This window comes from Pontibaca methylaminivorans, assembly GCF_900156525.1.
GTDB lineage: Bacteria > Pseudomonadota > Alphaproteobacteria > Rhodobacterales > Rhodobacteraceae > Pontibaca > Pontibaca methylaminivorans.
This window is the reverse complement of the sequence record NZ_FTPS01000001.1, coordinates 1,993,515-2,009,080: the sequence shown is the minus strand read 5'-3', so window position 1 is coordinate 2,009,080 and position 15,566 is coordinate 1,993,515. Positions and strand designations below refer to the sequence as shown.

Annotated in this window: 15 protein-coding genes; 6 read left to right on the top strand and 9 right to left on the bottom strand. The window is 66.5% G+C overall.

From position 1 onward, the window contains the following. Nucleotides 1-237 precede the first annotated feature (237 nt). Nucleotides 238-2,253 carry an acetate--CoA ligase family protein gene (locus B0B01_RS09840; RefSeq protein ID WP_076649706.1) on the top strand — a complete coding sequence of 672 codons (2,016 nt, stop codon included), beginning with the start codon at nt 238-240 and terminating at the stop codon, nt 2,251-2,253. A 2-nt stretch (nt 2,254-2,255) separates the two neighbouring features. Beyond that, nucleotides 2,256-3,047, top strand: coding sequence for a carnitinyl-CoA dehydratase (locus B0B01_RS09835; RefSeq protein ID WP_076650166.1), 792 nt, complete (start codon nt 2,256-2,258; stop codon nt 3,045-3,047). A gap of 34 nt (nt 3,048-3,081) precedes the next feature. On the opposite strand, the gene B0B01_RS09830 is transcribed toward B0B01_RS09835, so the two are convergent. From B0B01_RS09830 to B0B01_RS09815, 4 genes are all read right to left on the bottom strand, one after another. Next, entirely contained in the window at nt 3,082-3,762 is a 681-nt protein-coding gene (locus B0B01_RS09830; protein WP_076649705.1) for a Hint domain-containing protein, read from the bottom strand. A 410-nt stretch (nt 3,763-4,172) separates the two neighbouring features. After that, entirely contained in the window at nt 4,173-4,670 is a 498-nt protein-coding gene (locus B0B01_RS09825; RefSeq protein WP_407675272.1) for a MarR family winged helix-turn-helix transcriptional regulator, read from the bottom strand. A gap of 60 nt (nt 4,671-4,730) precedes the next feature. After that, nucleotides 4,731-5,003, bottom strand: a complete 273-nt coding sequence (locus B0B01_RS09820) for a succinate dehydrogenase assembly factor 2 (RefSeq protein WP_076649703.1) — start codon at nt 5,001-5,003, stop codon at nt 4,731-4,733. Beyond that, entirely contained in the window at nt 5,000-5,401 is a 402-nt protein-coding gene (locus B0B01_RS09815; RefSeq protein WP_076649702.1) for a helix-turn-helix domain-containing protein, read from the bottom strand. Before B0B01_RS09815 ends, B0B01_RS09820 begins: the two co-directional genes overlap by 4 nt. A gap of 92 nt (nt 5,402-5,493) precedes the next feature. Here B0B01_RS09815 and B0B01_RS09810 point away from each other — a divergent pair, with 92 nt between their 5' ends. Further along, nucleotides 5,494-6,696 carry a pyridoxal phosphate-dependent aminotransferase gene (locus tag B0B01_RS09810; RefSeq protein ID WP_076649701.1) on the top strand — a complete coding sequence of 401 codons (1,203 nt, stop codon included), beginning with the start codon at nt 5,494-5,496 and terminating at the stop codon, nt 6,694-6,696. After that, entirely contained in the window at nt 6,693-7,112 is a 420-nt protein-coding gene (locus tag B0B01_RS09805; protein ID WP_076649700.1) for a hypothetical protein, read from the top strand. The genes B0B01_RS09810 and B0B01_RS09805 overlap by 4 nt, the downstream gene beginning before the upstream one ends. A gap of 25 nt (nt 7,113-7,137) precedes the next feature. On the opposite strand, the gene B0B01_RS09800 is transcribed toward B0B01_RS09805, so the two are convergent. Continuing rightward, entirely contained in the window at nt 7,138-8,529 is a 1,392-nt protein-coding gene (locus B0B01_RS09800) for an MATE family efflux transporter (RefSeq protein WP_076649699.1), read from the bottom strand. Nucleotides 8,530-8,655: 126 nt separating this feature from the next. Here B0B01_RS09800 and parE point away from each other — a divergent pair, with 126 nt between their 5' ends. Next, nucleotides 8,656-10,614: a DNA topoisomerase IV subunit B gene (parE, locus tag B0B01_RS09795; RefSeq protein WP_076649698.1), complete on the top strand. Its 1,959-nt coding sequence runs from the start codon at nt 8,656-8,658 to the stop codon at nt 10,612-10,614. 3 nt (nt 10,615-10,617) lie between these two features. On the opposite strand, the gene queG is transcribed toward parE, so the two are convergent. From queG to gmk, 3 genes are read right to left on the bottom strand one after another with little or no spacing between them, the layout of a single operon-like run. Beyond that, nucleotides 10,618-11,697 (bottom strand): tRNA epoxyqueuosine(34) reductase QueG, encoded by a 1,080-nt coding sequence (gene queG / locus B0B01_RS09790; RefSeq protein WP_076650165.1) that lies wholly within the window; start codon nt 11,695-11,697, stop codon nt 10,618-10,620. Nucleotides 11,698-11,714: 17 nt separating this feature from the next. Further along, nucleotides 11,715-12,239 carry a gamma carbonic anhydrase family protein gene (locus tag B0B01_RS09785; RefSeq protein ID WP_076649697.1) on the bottom strand — a complete coding sequence of 175 codons (525 nt, stop codon included), beginning with the start codon at nt 12,237-12,239 and terminating at the stop codon, nt 11,715-11,717. Further along, nucleotides 12,236-12,880 (bottom strand): guanylate kinase, encoded by a 645-nt coding sequence (gene gmk, locus B0B01_RS09780; protein ID WP_076649696.1) that lies wholly within the window; start codon nt 12,878-12,880, stop codon nt 12,236-12,238. The genes B0B01_RS09785 and gmk overlap by 4 nt, the downstream gene beginning before the upstream one ends. Nucleotides 12,881-13,243: 363 nt before the next feature. Between gmk and B0B01_RS09775 the strand changes: the two genes are divergently transcribed. Next, nucleotides 13,244-13,930, top strand: coding sequence for a PAS domain-containing protein (locus B0B01_RS09775; RefSeq protein WP_159438971.1), 687 nt, complete (start codon nt 13,244-13,246; stop codon nt 13,928-13,930). Between the two features lie 156 nt (nt 13,931-14,086). Here the strand turns inward: B0B01_RS09775 and B0B01_RS09770 are convergent, their stop codons facing one another. Then, the gene (locus B0B01_RS09770; RefSeq protein ID WP_076649695.1) at nt 14,087-15,460 is read right to left on the bottom strand and encodes a class II 3-deoxy-7-phosphoheptulonate synthase; all 1,374 of its coding nucleotides are present in this window, start codon (nt 15,458-15,460) and stop codon (nt 14,087-14,089) included. Nucleotides 15,461-15,566: the final 106 nt, after the last annotated feature.

The window sequence follows — 15,566 nt, the reverse complement described above, 5'->3', positions numbered from 1 at the left end:
TCGCGCGCGTGCCGCGCGCGATGCCTCCGGCGGGGATATTTCCTGCCAGAAGAAGACTCCGGGCGCGACCCCCTGCAACCGGATCCCGGCGCAGGGGGCCTTCTCCTGGCACGGTCATCGGCGTCCCCGCCTGTACCGCACAGCCAGTCTCGCCGCACGGAGTTAACAAAGAATGACTTCTTCTGGCAGGAAATATCCCCGCCGGAGGCATGAAATCTCTGCAGAAGGGCCGCCGGAATGCACGACCTTTCCCGTCTTCTCGACCCCCGCAGCATCGCCGTCATCGGCGGGGGCGCCTGGTGCGCGGCGATCATCGAGGCCAGCCGGCGGATCGGATACGGCGGCGACATCTTTCCGGTGCACCCGGACGGCAAGGATATCGCGGGGCTGCGCGCGCTGCGACGGCCCGAGGACCATGACGGGCCGATCGACGCGGCCTTTGTCGGGATCAACCGTCATGCGACGATCGACATGGTGCGCCGCCTTGCCGCGCTCGGCGCGGGGGGTGCGGTGTGCTTTGCCTCCGGCTTTACCGAGGCGCGGGCCGAGGACGAGTCGGGCGCCGACCTTCAGGCCGATCTGGTCGCGGCGGCCGGCGAAATGCCGATCTTCGGCCCGAACTGCTATGGATTCGTGAATGCGCTCGACCGCGTCGCCGTCTGGCCCGACCAGCACGGGATGAGCGCGGTGGAAAGTGGCGTCGCGATCCTTACCCAGTCTTCGAATATCGCGATCAACCTCACCATGCAGCGCCGCGCCCTGCCGATCGCCTTCATGATCACCTGCGGCAACATGGCCCAGACCAGCCAGGCGGAGATCGCCGCGGCGTTGCTGGATGATCCCCGGGTGAGCGCGATCGGGCTCCATATCGAGGGGTTCGGCGCGTTGCGCGACTGGGAGCATCTGTCCCGCAAGGCACGCGAGCGCGATGTTCCGCTGGTCGCGCTCAAGGTCGGGCGCTCGGAACAGGCGCGCCAGGCGACCGTGTCGCATACGGCCTCGCTCGCGGGCAGCGATGCGGGTGCGGCTGCGCTGCTCGAGCGGCTCGGGATTGCGCGCCTTGATACGTTGCCCGAATTTCTCGAGACGCTGAAGCTCTTGCACTGCGCGGGCCGCCTGCCTGCACCAAAGGTCGCCTCGATCAGTTGTTCGGGCGGCGAGGCGAGCCTTGCCGCCGATCTCGGTGCGCAGCGGGGGGTATCCTTTCCGCCGCTTTCGCCCGCGCGCAAGCAGGCGCTGCGCGAGGCGCTCGGCCCAATGGTGGCGCTTGCCAACCCGCTGGATTATCACACCTATATTTGGCGCGACACCGCCGCCATGACGCGCGCCTGGGCCGCCATGGCCGGGCCGGAGATCGCGCTCACCATGTCGATCGTGGACTATCCGCATACCGATCCGCGCGACTGGATCTGCGCGACCGAAGCCGCAATCGGCGCGCGCCATGCCACGGGTGCGCCCTTCGCGGTGGTCGCGACGCTGCCCGAACTCATGCCCGAGGCAGCCGCACGCAAACTGATGGCGGGCGGAGTCGTGCCGCTGAACGGGCTGGCCGAGGCCTTTGCCGCGGTGCGCGCGGCGGCCGCCCCGTTGCCCGAGCCGTCTGATCCCCTGCTGCTGCCCGGGGCGACCGGTGCGCTGCGCACCCTTTCCGAACACGAGGCGAAGCGGGCGCTTTCGCAGCACGGGCTTGCCATCCCGCGCGGGCGCCTGGCTGAGGGGCCCGGGGCAATCGCGGATGCCGCACGGGATCTTGCCGGGCCGCTCGTCCTGAAGGGCATGGGTTTTGCCCATAAATCCGAACATGGCGCGGTGCGTGTCGGGCTTGCGGCGGATGAGGTCGAGGCGGCGGCGCGCGAAATCGGTGCGGCCCGGTTCCTGGTCGAGGAGATGGTCACCGGTGGCGTGGCCGAGCTTCTGATCGGGGTGACCTGCGATCCGGCCCATGGTTTCGTGCTGACCATCGGTGCGGGCGGCGTGCTGACCGAGATCCTGCGCGATACGGTGTCGCTCCTCGTGCCGAGCCGCCGGGCGCAGATCCGGGCGGCGCTGCTGCGCCTGCGCATGACGCCCCTGCTGAAAGGCTATCGCGGCGCGCCGGGTGCCGATATCGAGGCGGTTCTCGACGCCGTCGAGGCGATCCAGTCCTATGTGATTGCCAACGCCGGGAGCCTGTCCGAAGTTGAAGTCAATCCGCTGATCTGCACGCCGACGCGTGCGGTGGCGGCCGATGCCCTGATCCGAAAGGCTGAATGATCATGAGTGACACTCCCTCTCCCGTCAGAACCGAACGCAATGGTGCGATCCTGCTTGTTACGCTGGACCGCCCCAAGGCCAATGCGATCGACCTTACGACCAGCCGGATCATGGGCGAGGTCTTTCGCGATTTCCGCGATGATCCCGATCTGCGGGTGGCGATCCTGACCGCGGCCGGGGAAAAGTTCTTCTGCCCCGGCTGGGATCTGAAGGCCGCCGCCGAGGGCGACGCGGTGGACGGTGATTACGGTGTCGGCGGGTTCGGCGGGCTGCAGGAACTGCGCGACATGAACAAGCCGGTGATCGCCGCGGTGAACGGGATCGCCTGCGGTGGCGGGCTTGAACTGGCACTGAGCGCCGACATGATCCTTGCCGCGGAACATGCCACCTTTGCCCTGCCGGAGATCCGTTCGGGCACCGTGGCCGATGCCGCCAGCATCAAGCTGCCCAAGCGAATCCCCTATCACATCGCCATGGAACTGCTGCTTACCGGGCGCTGGTTCGGCGCGGACGAGGCGCTGCGATGGGGGCTCGTGAACGAATTCCTGCCGGCCGACAGGTTGATGGAGCGCGCCTGGGAACTGGCCCGCCTGCTCGAATCAGGGCCACCGCTGGTCTATGCAGCGATCAAGGAGATCGTGCGCGATGCCGAGGGGGCGCGCTTTCAGGACACGATGAACCGGATCACGCGGCGGCAGTTGCGCAGCGTGGACGTACTCTATTCCTCAGAAGACCAGCTTGAGGGGGCGCGGGCCTTTGCCGAGAAACGCGACCCGGTCTGGAAAGGCCGCTGACGGCGGGGGTGCGCCTGCCGGAGCCGGGAAGTAGTCACGACGCGAGCAGACGGGCCTCGTGCCGGCGCAGCGAGCGCCGCGCGGCACGGTAGTTTTCGCGCCCCTCGGGCGAGCGCAATTCCGGGAAAAGCGCGAATATCTCCCTGCGCTGCATGGTGCCGATCCCGGTCAGGCTGTGGTCTCCGGGCTGGAAGCTTTCGCTCCATGCGCCGTCGGACAGCACGATTTCGTGCTGGGCGAACATGAAGTGGACATAGGTCACGCCGCGGCACGGGGGGCGCTCAACCCCGGGGCAGCCGGTCAGGTGATGCGCCGCCACGAGAACCTCGCGTTCCTCGAACAGGACGGTGGCGCGATCCGCCGCGAGCAGCAGGCGATGGCCCGGACTGACCAGCAGGTTGCGCAAGGGCAGGCCCTCGCCAAGGCTCCCGGCGCGGATCAGGACCGGAGCCAGATGGGGAGCGGCCGCAAGGTCGGCACCGCTCAACCGGCAGGATCCATGCCAGAGGATCCGCTGAAACCCGTTGTCGCGCGTCAGCACCCGGTCGCCCTCGCGCAGTTCGCCGGCGGGGCGGGCGCCGCAGGGGGTCGCGATCAGGGTATTGCGGGTAAAGCAGGGAACGGTTCGCGGATGGCCGGGACGTCCCGCGGCGGGGGAGTGGTCATGCCGTATGGTCCCGGCGCTCCGGGCGGCATCGTCCTGCAACCGAATCATGACAGATCAACCAGTTAACAAACACAACAACACAAGGCCCACCTTCCGGCGAGGGTCCCGCTCGGCGCTGCGGGCATATGATGCCCGGTCGGAAAAATGCCACCACCGCCCCGGGGGGCGCGGGCAAAGTCCCATCCTGCCTTTTCCTTGCCACATTTCGGCCGGAAATGCCGGTCAGGACAAGGAGCGGCACAGCCGCGGGCCTGCATGGAAAGCAGGGCCATGGTCAGATTACATAGCCTGCCATTCGGCGGCAGGCAAAGCCAAAAGCCGCGCCCGGCGGGCTGTCCTGCTGCGCCCGCTCTTTCCGGTCCGGCTCGTATTCTCGCCCTGTCCCCCGCCCTGACCTGCTGCCGGCCCGCTCGCTCCGCCCATCCGCCGGATATCCTGGCGGGATCCACCGGTGCGGGTCAGTAGATATACCGGATCTGGTCGCTCCAGTACCGTTCGACGCGTTTCAGCAGGCGCGCCATGTCGGTGATCGTGCCCGCGTCGATCGCTTCGCGATTCTGCAGCCCTTCCGCATGACGCAGGAACAGTTCGGTCACCGTATCGCGGATCTCGCGCCCCTGCGCGGTCAGGCGGACCCGCACCGCGCGGCGGTCGATCTCGCAGCGCTGATGATGCATATAGCCCATCTCGACCAGTTTCTTCAGGTTGTAGCTGACGTTGCTGCCCTGGTAGTAGCCGCGGCTTTTCAGTTCCCCGGCAGTGACCTCGTTATCGCCGATATTGAACAGCAGCAGCGCCTGGACCGCGTTGATGTCGATGATGCCGAGCCGCTCGAACTCGTCCTTGATCACGTCGAGCAGCAGGCGGTGCAGCCGCTCCACCAGCATGAGGATCTCCAGATAGGCGGGCATGAAAGCCCGTGCCGCAAGCGGCGCGATCCGCATTTCCATACTCATCGGTCCCTCCGCAGTGTCCTGCTGCAGGCGTCACTGTCGGAGACAATCGCGAAGATTGAGTTAAAAGCAGGTCACATGCTCGCGGAACGTATTGGAAATTTCTTCGATCAGCCGCCGAAAACGCGGGGGTGCCTCGGCGGGGCACATCGCCCACTGGTAAAGATCGCGGTCGTTTTCGGCGAGCAGATCCTCGTAGGCGTCAAGCTCCCGTTCGGTCATGAGCGGCACCACACGGCCGGCATAACTGCCGAGCATCAGGTCCATTTCCCTGATCCCGCGCCGCATGGAGCGCATGAGCAGCCGCTTGCGGCGGATTTCAAGCGATTCGCTCATCCCGCCGCCTGCCCGAGAAGAACCCGGCGCAGCGCCTTTTCAAGCTGCGCCGCGCGTTCGGCATTGCTGCGCAGGCTGGCGCGGATCTCGCGCAGTTCATGCAGCGCTTCGGACAGATCATGCGGAACCGGAACGGAATCGTCCGGCGCCTCGGCGCCGACACCTTCGCCGGTCAGAAGCCACTGGACCGAGACATTGGTCAGCCCGGCCATCATGGTCAGCCGGTTCGCGCGCGGTTCCGCAAGGTCGTCTTCCCATGCCACCAGCGTTGTTTTCTTGACGCCAAGGCGCCGGGCGAGGTCGGTCTGGGTCATCCCCGCGGCTTCGCGCGCGCCGGCAAGGCGGTCGCCGAAGGTCGCGGTTTCGGGGCCGAACCAGTCCTTCTGATGTTCTGTCATAAGCTCATCTGCCTGTAGTTCATCATCGCGGCTTGATCGGGCATGAGGGGCATCATATGACGCATGCGCCTATTGTTCAAACGGAGGCTCCCATGTCTTTCCTCTCTGCGACACTTGCACGCGTCAAGCCGTCTCCGACCATCGCGATCAGCGCCCGCGCCCGCGAAATGAAGGCTGCGGGGCGCGATGTCATCGCGCTGAGCGCCGGGGAGCCCGATTTCGATACCCCCGATCACGTCAAGGCGGCGGCCAAGGCAGCCATCGACGCCGGTCATACGAAATACACCGATCCCGACGGGATGCCCGCGCTCAAGGCCGCGATCTGCACCAAGTTCAGAACCGAGAACGGGCTGGATTACAACCCTTCGCAGATCAGCGTCGGCAACGGCGGCAAGCAAATCCTTTATGATGCGCTGATGGCGACGCTCAATCCGGGCGACGAGGTGATCATCGCCGCGCCCTACTGGGTCAGTTATCCCGACATGGTGCTGCTTGCCGGCGGCACCCCGGTCTTTGTCGAGACCACGGCCGAAAGCGGATTCAAGCTGACCGGAGCGCAGCTCGAGGCCGCGATCACCCCGCGCACCAAGTGGCTGATCCTGAACTCTCCGAGCAACCCGACCGGCGCCGCCTATGCCTGGGACGAGGTGAAGGAGCTGACCGATGTGCTGCTGCGCCACGAACACGTCCATGTCATGAGCGACGACATCTACGAGCGGCTTGCCTATGACGATTTCCGCTTCTGCACCCCGGCAGAGGTGGAGCCCGGCATTTTCGCGCGCACGCTTACCGTGAACGGGGTGTCGAAATCCCATGCCATGACCGGCTGGAGAATCGGTTATGCCGGCGGGCCCGAAGACCTGATCGCCGCCATGCGCAAAATCCAGAGCCAGAGCACCTCGAACCCCTGTTCGATCAGCCAATGGGCCGCGCTCGCCGCACTCGAAGGACCGCAGGACCATATCGAGGCGCATAACGCGATCTTCCGCCGCCGCCGCAACATGGTCGTCGAACGGCTGAATGCGATCGACGGCATCGATTGCCCGGTGCCGGACGGGGCCTTCTATGTCTATCCCTCGATCAAGGGGCTGATCGGGCGCAGCACCGCGGACGGCACGGTGATCGCCGATGACGAGACCTTCGTGACCGCGCTCCTGAACGAGGCCGGCGTGGCGCTGGTCTTTGGCGCGGCCTTCGGGCTCAGCCCGCATTTCCGCATCAGCTATGCCGCCGCCGACGACGTTCTGGCACAAGCCTGCGAGCGCATCCGCCGCTTCTGCGAGTCGCTGCGATGAGCATGGCGCCGCCGGATTACTATTTCCGGCTTCGCGACAACGGCGCGCTGGTTTTCCGGGTCGATACGGAAAACCGGCAGCGGCGCATCGAGATGACCCAGATCGCCGCGGTGAATATCCGTAACGGCGAGATAAAGCCGCATGGCGATCATGACCTGTCCGAGCAGGATCAGGCCCGGATCCGTGACTGGATGACCGAGCGCAGCGCCGTTCTGGCGGCGCGCGAGCTTGAATCGGTGCGGCTCTGCATCGAACAGATGAACGCCCTCACCCACTGGGCGCAGGCGCGCGCCAGCGACGCGGAGCTCGAGCAGTTCACCGAGCCGCTGCTTCTTGCCATGCACGACCTGCGCAGCACCCTCGTGCGCAAGACGGCCGCCCGTATCGACGCAGCCCCCCGGACCATGCCGGGCTGACACGGCTGCGGGCGGTGTCGCCGGTTCAGTCGCCGGGCCGCCCTGTCGGCGGTGCCGGCACGATCAGCGTCCGGTCGAGCCCGCGCCGCCAGAAACGCCGCATGAGCAAAAGGCTCGCGCAGCCGATGCCGGCCAGCAGCCCGAGCCAGATCCCCGCGCCGCCGAGGTCGAACGTGAATCCGAGGACATAGGACGCACCGATCCCGAGCACCGTATAGGACAGCGCCCCGATCACCATCGGCACCCGCATGTCCTGCACGCCGCGCAGCAGGCCGACCGCCACCACCTGCGCGCCGATCAGGAACTGCAGCGGCGCCGCGATGGCAAGGAATCCGGCTCCGACCGCGAAGATCTCGGGCCGCGCCGGCGCATCGCGCGCCACGAACAGCGCCATCAGCGGCTCGGGCACGGCAAGGAACAGGATGACGCTGACGAGCGCGATCACCTGCGAAAGCACCGTCGCGACCAGCGCCGCGTTGCGCATCATGTCCCGGTCGGCCAGCCCGTAGGCGGTGCCGGCGCGGATCGTGGTCGCATTGCCGAATCCGAGATGCACCATGAAGGCCGCCTCGGCGATGCCGAGCACGATCCCGTGCGCCGCCAGGGGAACCGTGCCGATCCATCCCATCATCACCGCCGAGGCCGCATAGACGCTGATCTCGCTCAGCGTGGTGAGCCCGATCGGCAGGCCGAGCGCCAAAACCTGCGCGAAGATCTCGCGGTCGGGGCGCCAGAAGCGGCGGAACAGTTCGTGCTGCGGCATGGCGCGGACCGCATAGACCCCGACCGCGAGCAGCGAGATGCCATGGCTCAGCACCGATCCGATCGCGGCGCCGCGGATGCCGAGTTCGGGCACGCCGAAGTGCCCGAAGATCAGCGCATAGTTGATGACCGCGTTGAGCACCGCCGCCAGCGCCGTGATCCAGAACACCGCCATGGTATGCCCGAGCGCCGCCAGATAGGATTTGAGCACCATCACCAGCAGGGCCGGGAACAGGCCCCAGCCGGCGATGCGCAAGTATTGCTCGGCAAGGTTCGCCACCGCTTCGGGCTGGTCGAGCGCCCGCAGGATCGGACCCGACCACCACATGAGCGGCATGACCAGCGCCGAAAACAGCACCGACAGCCAGAGCCCCATGCGCGTGCTGCGGCGCACGGCCAGTTCGTCCCCGACCGCGGCGGCCGCCGCCACGAGCGGCATGACCGCGATCGCGAACCCGGCCCCGAACAGGAACAGCACGATGAAATAGCTTCCGTTCGCGACCGTGACCGCCGCCAGCTCGGCCACACCGTACCAGCCGAGCATCGCCGTGTCGGTCAGGCCGATGGCGAACTGCGCCAGATGCCCGCCGATGAGCGGCAGGCCAAGCAGCAGAAGAACCCGCAGATGGGTGGCATATGTCGAAAACCGGGGCATCACGGTCCGGCTTTAGGCGCAAGCCGCATCCGCGGCAAGCCGGGCACCGCAGGGCAGCACTTTCCCCGGCCCGCGCGCTCTGTCATAATATGCATCAACAAGCCAAGCGAGCAGATCAGAAACCCCATGGCCGACGACTTTCTCAGTGCCGAGAGCGCCTCGGATTACGATGCCGCCTCGATCGAGGTTCTCGAAGGGCTCGAACCGGTGCGCAAGCGCCCCGGCATGTATATCGGCGGCACGGATGAGCGCGCCCTGCATCATCTGGTGGCCGAAGTTCTCGACAATGCCATGGACGAGGCGGTCGCGGGATATGCGAACCGCATCGAGGTCACGCTGCATGCGGATCACTCGGTCACGATCACCGACAACGGGCGCGGCATTCCGGTCGGCCCGCACCCGAAATTTCCCGGAAAATCCGCGCTCGAGGTGATTTTCTGCACGCTCCATGCGGGGGGCAAGTTCTCGGGCAAGGCCTATCAGACCTCGGGCGGGCTGCACGGGGTCGGCGCGGCGGTGGTGAACGCGCTCAGCGATTCCATGGTGGTGCAGGTCGCGCGCGACCGCCAGTTGCATGAGCAGCGGTTTTCCCGCGGCATTGCGCTTGGCCCGGTCGAACATGCGGGCGCGGCCCCCAACCGGCGCGGCACATCGGTGACCTTTCACCCCGATGCCGAAATCTTCGGCCAGCACCAATTGCGGCCCGCGCGGCTGTTCACCAGTATCCGTTCCAAGGCGTTCCTGTTCTCGGGCGTCGAGATCCGGTGGAAATCCGAGGTGGACGACGGTGAAACCCCGGCCGAGGCAAGCTTTCGCTTTCCCGGCGGGCTTTCCGACTATCTGGCCGAGACATTGGCCGGGGCCAGCACCTATTCCGATCAGCCCTTTGCCGGCAGCGTCGATTTCCGCGAACGGTTCGGCGTGCCCGGCAAGGTCGAATGGGCGATCAACTGGACCCCCTCGCGCGACGGTTTCCTCCAGTCCTACTGCAACACCGTGCCGACCCCCGAAGGCGGCACCCACGAGGCCGGGTTCTGGGCCGCGATCCTCAAGGGCATCCGCGCCTATGGCGAACTTGCGAACAACCGCAAGGCCGCGCAGATCACCCGCGACGACCTGCTGGCCGGGGGCTGCGCGCTGGTGTCCTGCTTCATCGCCGATCCCGAATTCGTCGGCCAGACCAAGGACCGCCTTGCCACGACCGAGGCCGCGCGGCTGGTCGAGGGCGCCGTACGCGACCATTTCGACAACTGGCTGGCGGCGGATACGAAATCGGCGGGCGCGATTCTCGATTTCCTGGTGCTGCGCGCCGAGGAACGCCAGCGGCGACGGCAGGAAAAGGAAACCCAGCGCAAGAGCGCAACCCGCCGGCTGCGCCTGCCCGGCAAGCTCGTCGATTGTTCTCTGGGCGCGCGCGACGGCACCGAGCTGTTCATCGTCGAGGGCGACAGCGCCGGCGGTTCGGCCAAGATGGCGCGCGACCGCAGGACGCAGGCGCTGCTGCCGCTCCGGGGCAAGATCCTGAACGTGCTGGGCGCGGCCTCGTCCAAGCTCGGCAGCAACCAGGAGATCAACGACCTTTGCCAGGCGCTCGGCACCGGGATGGGCACGAAGTTCAACCTCGACGATCTGCGCTATGACAAGATCATCATCATGACCGATGCCGATGTGGACGGCGCCCATATCGCCTCGCTGCTGATGACGTTCTTCTATGCCAAGATGCGCCCCTTGATCGACCACGGGCATCTCTACCTTGCCTGCCCGCCCCTGTTCCGCCTGACGCAGGGCGCGCGGCGGGTCTATTGCATCGACGAGGCGGAAAAGGATGCGCTGCTGGCCAGGGGGCTGGGCGGCAAGGGGCGGATCGACGTGTCGCGCTTCAAGGGGCTTGGCGAGATGGACGCCAAGGATCTGAAGGAAACCACCATGGATCCGAACAGCCGCAAGCTGATCCGCGTCACCATCGACGAGGACGAACCCGGCGAGACCGGCGAACTGGTCGAACGGCTCATGGGCAAGAAACCCGAACTGCGGTTCCAGTATATTCAGGAAAACGCCCGTTTCGTCGAGGAAGTGGACGTCTGAGCGCTATTCCAACGCCTCGAGCCGCCCGACCGCCCAGCGCGCCGCATCGGCGACCATAGGGTCGGGATCATCGACCAGCGACCGCGCGACGCCAAGCAGGCCGGGATCGCCGGAATTTCCGATCGCATAAAGCACGTTGCGCACGAAACGGTCGCGCCCGATGCGCTTGATCGGCGACCCCGAGAACATCGCGCGGAACCCCGCATCGTCCAGCACCGCGAGGTCGGCAAGTTTCGGCGCCACCAGATCGGCGCGCGCGGCATAGCGCATGTCGCTCGCCGTCACCGCGAACTTGTTCCACGGACAGGCGGCCAGGCAATCGTCGCAGCCATAGATGCGGTTGCCGAGCAGCGGGCGCAGATCCTCCGCGACCGGCCCCTTGTATTCGATGGTGAGGTAGGAGATGCAGCGCCGCGCGTCGAGCTTCCAGGGCGCGGGAAAGGCATCGGTCGGACAGGCATCGAGGCAGGCCCGGCAAGTGCCGCAATGTTCACGCCCCGGCGTATCGGGCGGCAGGTCGAGCGTGGTGAAGATGGCACCGAGAAAGGCCCAGTTGCCCCAGTCGCGGCTGATCAGCACCGTATGCTTGCCCTGCCAGCCCAGCCCCGCCGCCTGCCCGAGCGGCTTTTCCGCCACCGGCGCGGTATCGACAAAGACCTTGAGTTCCGTCCCCTCGCCGCTTTCCGCAATCAGCCAGCGGGCCAGACGCTTGAGCCGTTTCTTGACCAGATCGTGATAGTCGCGGTTTTGCGCATAGACCGAAATCGCGCCGCGGTCCGGCAGCGAAAGAACCGCGGTCGGATCATGTTCGGGCGTATAGCTTTCGGCCAGCATGATGACCGAGCGCGCCTCGGGCCAGAGCGACTCTGGGTTGCCGCGCCAGTCGCTGCGCCGCTCCATCCACTCCATCTGCCCATGCCAGCCGGCATCGAGATAGGCCCGCAGCCGCCCGGGCACCTGCGGAATGTCGCCCGGGCGGCAGATGCGGCAGGAAACGAATCCCTCGGCCCGGGCCTGCTCCACCAGGCGCGTCTTGAGCGTGGCGCCGTCCAGCGGGGCCTTTTTCTTTCGCCCGGCTGCCATGTCCGCCATCCCGACCGTCAGCCGATCGCCTTCAGGGCGCCACGGTAATGGCGCATCCGCTCGGCATAATGGCGCGCTGAGCGGCGCAGCCCGTCGATGGCCGCCTCGTCAAGCTGCCGCACCACCTTTCCGGGCGCGCCCATGACCAGGCTTCCGTCGGGGATTTCCTTGTTCTCGGTGATCAGCGCCCCCGCTCCGATCAGGCAGTTCCGGCCGATGCGCGCACCGTTCAGAATGATCGCACCAATCCCGATCAGGCTGTTTTCGCCGATGGTACAGCCGTGCAGCATGGCCTTGTGGCCGATGGTGCAACCCGGCCCGACGACCAGCGGATAGCCCATGTCGGTGTGAAAGACACAGTTTTCCTGCACGTTGGAATCGGCGCCGACCCGGATGTCCTCGTTGTCGCCGCGCAGGGTCGAGCCGAACCAGATGCCGACGCCCGCCTCGATGATGACGCCGCCGATCACATTCGCATCGGGCGCGATCCAGCTATCCTCGTCGATCTGTGGCCTGCGTGTGTCGAGCGCATAGATTGTCATGGGTGAATCTCCTCGAATTCGGCCTGAAGCGCCAGCACATGGGCGGTCAGGCCGGGCTGCTGGCTGCGCCGCAGGCGGGTGGCGGTGATGATGGTCCTGAGGCGGGCCTCGGTCTCGGCAAGGTCCGCATTCACCAGCACGAAGTCATAGCCGTCCCAGTGGCTGATCTCGTCCCAGCTTTGCCGCATGCGCCGGGCGATGGTCTCGGGCGAATCCTGCCCCCGCGTCTCGAGCCGGCGGTGCAGCTCGGCGATCGAGGGCGGCAGCAGGAAGATCGACAGCGTATTGAGCCCGAGCGCCGAGTTCCGTATCTGCTGCGCCCCCTGCCAGTCGATATCGAACAGCACATCCTGCCCGGTCTCGATCGCCGCCTCGACCGGAGCGCGCGGCGTGCCGTAGGAATTGCCGAACACCTGCGCATGTTCGAGCATCTCGCCCGCCGCCACGCGGGCATCGAAATCCGCCTGGGTCAGAAAGCGGTAATCGACCCCATCGGTTTCGCCCGGGCGCGGCTTGCGCGTGGTCGCGCTGATCGAAAACACGATATCGGGATCCCAGTCGCGCAGCCGCCCGGCAAGGGTCGATTTCCCGGCGCCCGACGGTGAAGACAGGATAATGAGCAGCCCCCGCCGCCGTTCCATCGCGTGATTCCCCGTCCGATGCGCGCCGCCCTGCTGCGCTTGACCTGCGGACACGGAGAGCGCCGCCCCTGCCAGTGGCCCGGATGTCGCCATGTTTCCTCCGCATTGCCGCCTCGTTGCGTCCAGCACCTAGAACAGCAGGCACGTCAAGGGCAAGCCCCGCGCGGCTCGCCGCGGAACCTCCATGGTTCTCCCCGAAGCTCCATGGCTCCCGGTCGTCGTTAACCGGAATTTAAGGATCTTCTCCCATATCTGGCAAAAGTAAGGCATGTTTGCGGCCGGGTAACCAGTATGAAGTTCAAGCTGCCTGCACTGCGCCTTCTTCCGCGCAGTGCAGGCAGATTTCCGACGGGATGGGGACAGATGGCGCAAACGGGGCATCATCCGGACAGGGGCAGCGGGAACGGCAACGTGGTGTTCATGAACCGGTTCCGCAACGGGCGCCCGCTTTCGCCCCTGCACCAGGCCGAGGCCTACTGGTCGGCGCTGCGCCGCGAGGGGGACATTCCCTGGCGCAACGAAATCGACCCGCGCGGGCTGGAATCCGTGCTGCGCCACGTGTTCATCCTGGAACGGACGGCACCGGACCAGGCGCAGTTCCGGGTGGCCGGGCAGCAGGTGAACAACCTCGCCGGGGTGGATCTGCGCCGCATGCCGCTTGCCGCCCTGTTCGCGGCCAGGCACCGCGCCGCAGTCGGTGTTCTTCTGCGGGACGTTTTTGCCATGCCGGCGGTCGGCGACCTGATCCTGACCGCGGGCGGCGCCGATGACATGGACAACCCGGGCGGCGGGACGCTCGAGGCGCGGATGATGCTGCTTCCGCTCAGATCCGACAGCGGCGAGATCGGGCGTGCACTCGGCGTGCTGCTTTCGGATCAGGACATGCCCGCCACGCCGCGCCGTTTCGAATTGCTTCGCGCCGAGGCCCGCCCGGTGTCAGGCCGCAGCGCCGAGGTGCTGTGCGGCGGCATCCGGCGGAGCGAGGGTCAGGCGCCAATGCCCGAAAACGCAAGCTACCTGCGCCTCGTCCCGAGCCACGACTCCCGCTGACACGCTTACCGGTCGCAACACTCGGAACCCGGGCACCCTGCCCCGGTCCGAAGGCAGCGTGCGGAACGTGGCATGGTCAGGCGAGCCCGACTATCCCGGTCAAACCACACCGGCCAACCGCAGCCCGGAATCCGGGCCGCGGAACCGCCGGCGGGCTCAGACCGCCGCGCGGCTTTCCTTGCGGGTCTCCCGCAGACTGCCAAGTTCTTCCGCCACGAGGAAGGCCAGTTCAAGCGACTGGCTCGCGTTCAGGCGCGGGTCGCAAGCGGTGTGATAGCGATGCGAAAGGTCGGATTCGGTCACCGCCTGCACCCCGCCGGTGCATTCGGTCACGTCCTGCCCGGTCATCTCGAAATGGACCCCGCCCGGCACGCTGCCCTCGGCGGTATGCACGCCGAAGAATTCGCGCACCTCGCGCAGCACGGACTCGAACGGGCGCGTCTTGAACCCGGTCGAGGACTTGATCGTGTTGCCGTGCATCGGATCGCAGACCCAGACCACATTCGCCCCCTCGCGCTCCACCGCGCGCACGAGGCGCGGCAGATGTTCGGCCACCTTGCCGGCGCCGAAACGGGTGATGAGCGTGAGCCGCCCGGGATCGTTCTCGGGGTTCAGACGCTCCATCAGGCGCTTCAGGTCGTCCTCGGTCATGGAGGGACCGCATTTGAGCCCGATCGGATTCAGCACCCCGCGGGCATATTCCACATGCGCCCCGTCCGGCTGCCGCGTGCGGTCGCCGATCCAGATCATATGCCCCGACCCGGCCAGCCATTTGCCCGAGGTGGAATCGAGCCGCGTCAGCGCCTCTTCGTATTCCAGCAGCAGGCTTTCGTGGCTGGTGTAGAATTCGACCGTCTGCAGCGTATGCGCCGTGTCGCGGTTCACGCCGGCCGCCGACATGAAATCCAGCGCATCGGTGATACGGTTCGCAAGCTCGCGGTATTTCTCGGCCTTCGCCCCTTCGGTGAAGCCGAGCGTCCAGGAATGGACCTGATGCACATCGGCATAGCCGCCGGTGGAAAAGGCACGCAGCAGGTTCAGCGTCGCGGATGCCTGGGTATAGGCCTGCAGCATCTTGCGCGGATCGGGGATCCGCGCATCTTCGGTGAAGGCGAGCTCGTTGATGATGTCGCCGCGGTAGCTCGGCAGCTCCACCCCGTCCACGGTCTCGGTCGCCGCGCTGCGGGGCTTGGCGAACTGGCCGGCCATGCGTCCGACCTTGATCACCGGAACCTTGGCCGCATAGGTCAGCACCATGGCCATCTGCAGCATCACCTTGAAGGTGTCGCGGATCGCATCGGCGCTGAACTGTTCGAAGCTTTCCGCACAATCGCCGCCCTGCAGGACGAAGGCTTCGCCCCGCGCCGCCGCGCCCAGATGTTTCCGGAGCCGCCGCGCCTCGCCGGCAAAGACCAGCGGAGGATATTTGGAAAGCTGTGCCTCGACCTCGCGCAGCGCCGCCGGATCGGTGTAATCCGGCATCTGCACGCGCGGCCTGTTGCGCCAGTCGCCCTTGTGCCAGTTGCTCATGGTTCATCCTCCGCATGATGCGTCAGGGGCTGTATACAAAACCGCCGCCGGAGTGGCCATATGTGATATGCGACACTATTGACGTCGGTTGCGTGCAACCGCCAAA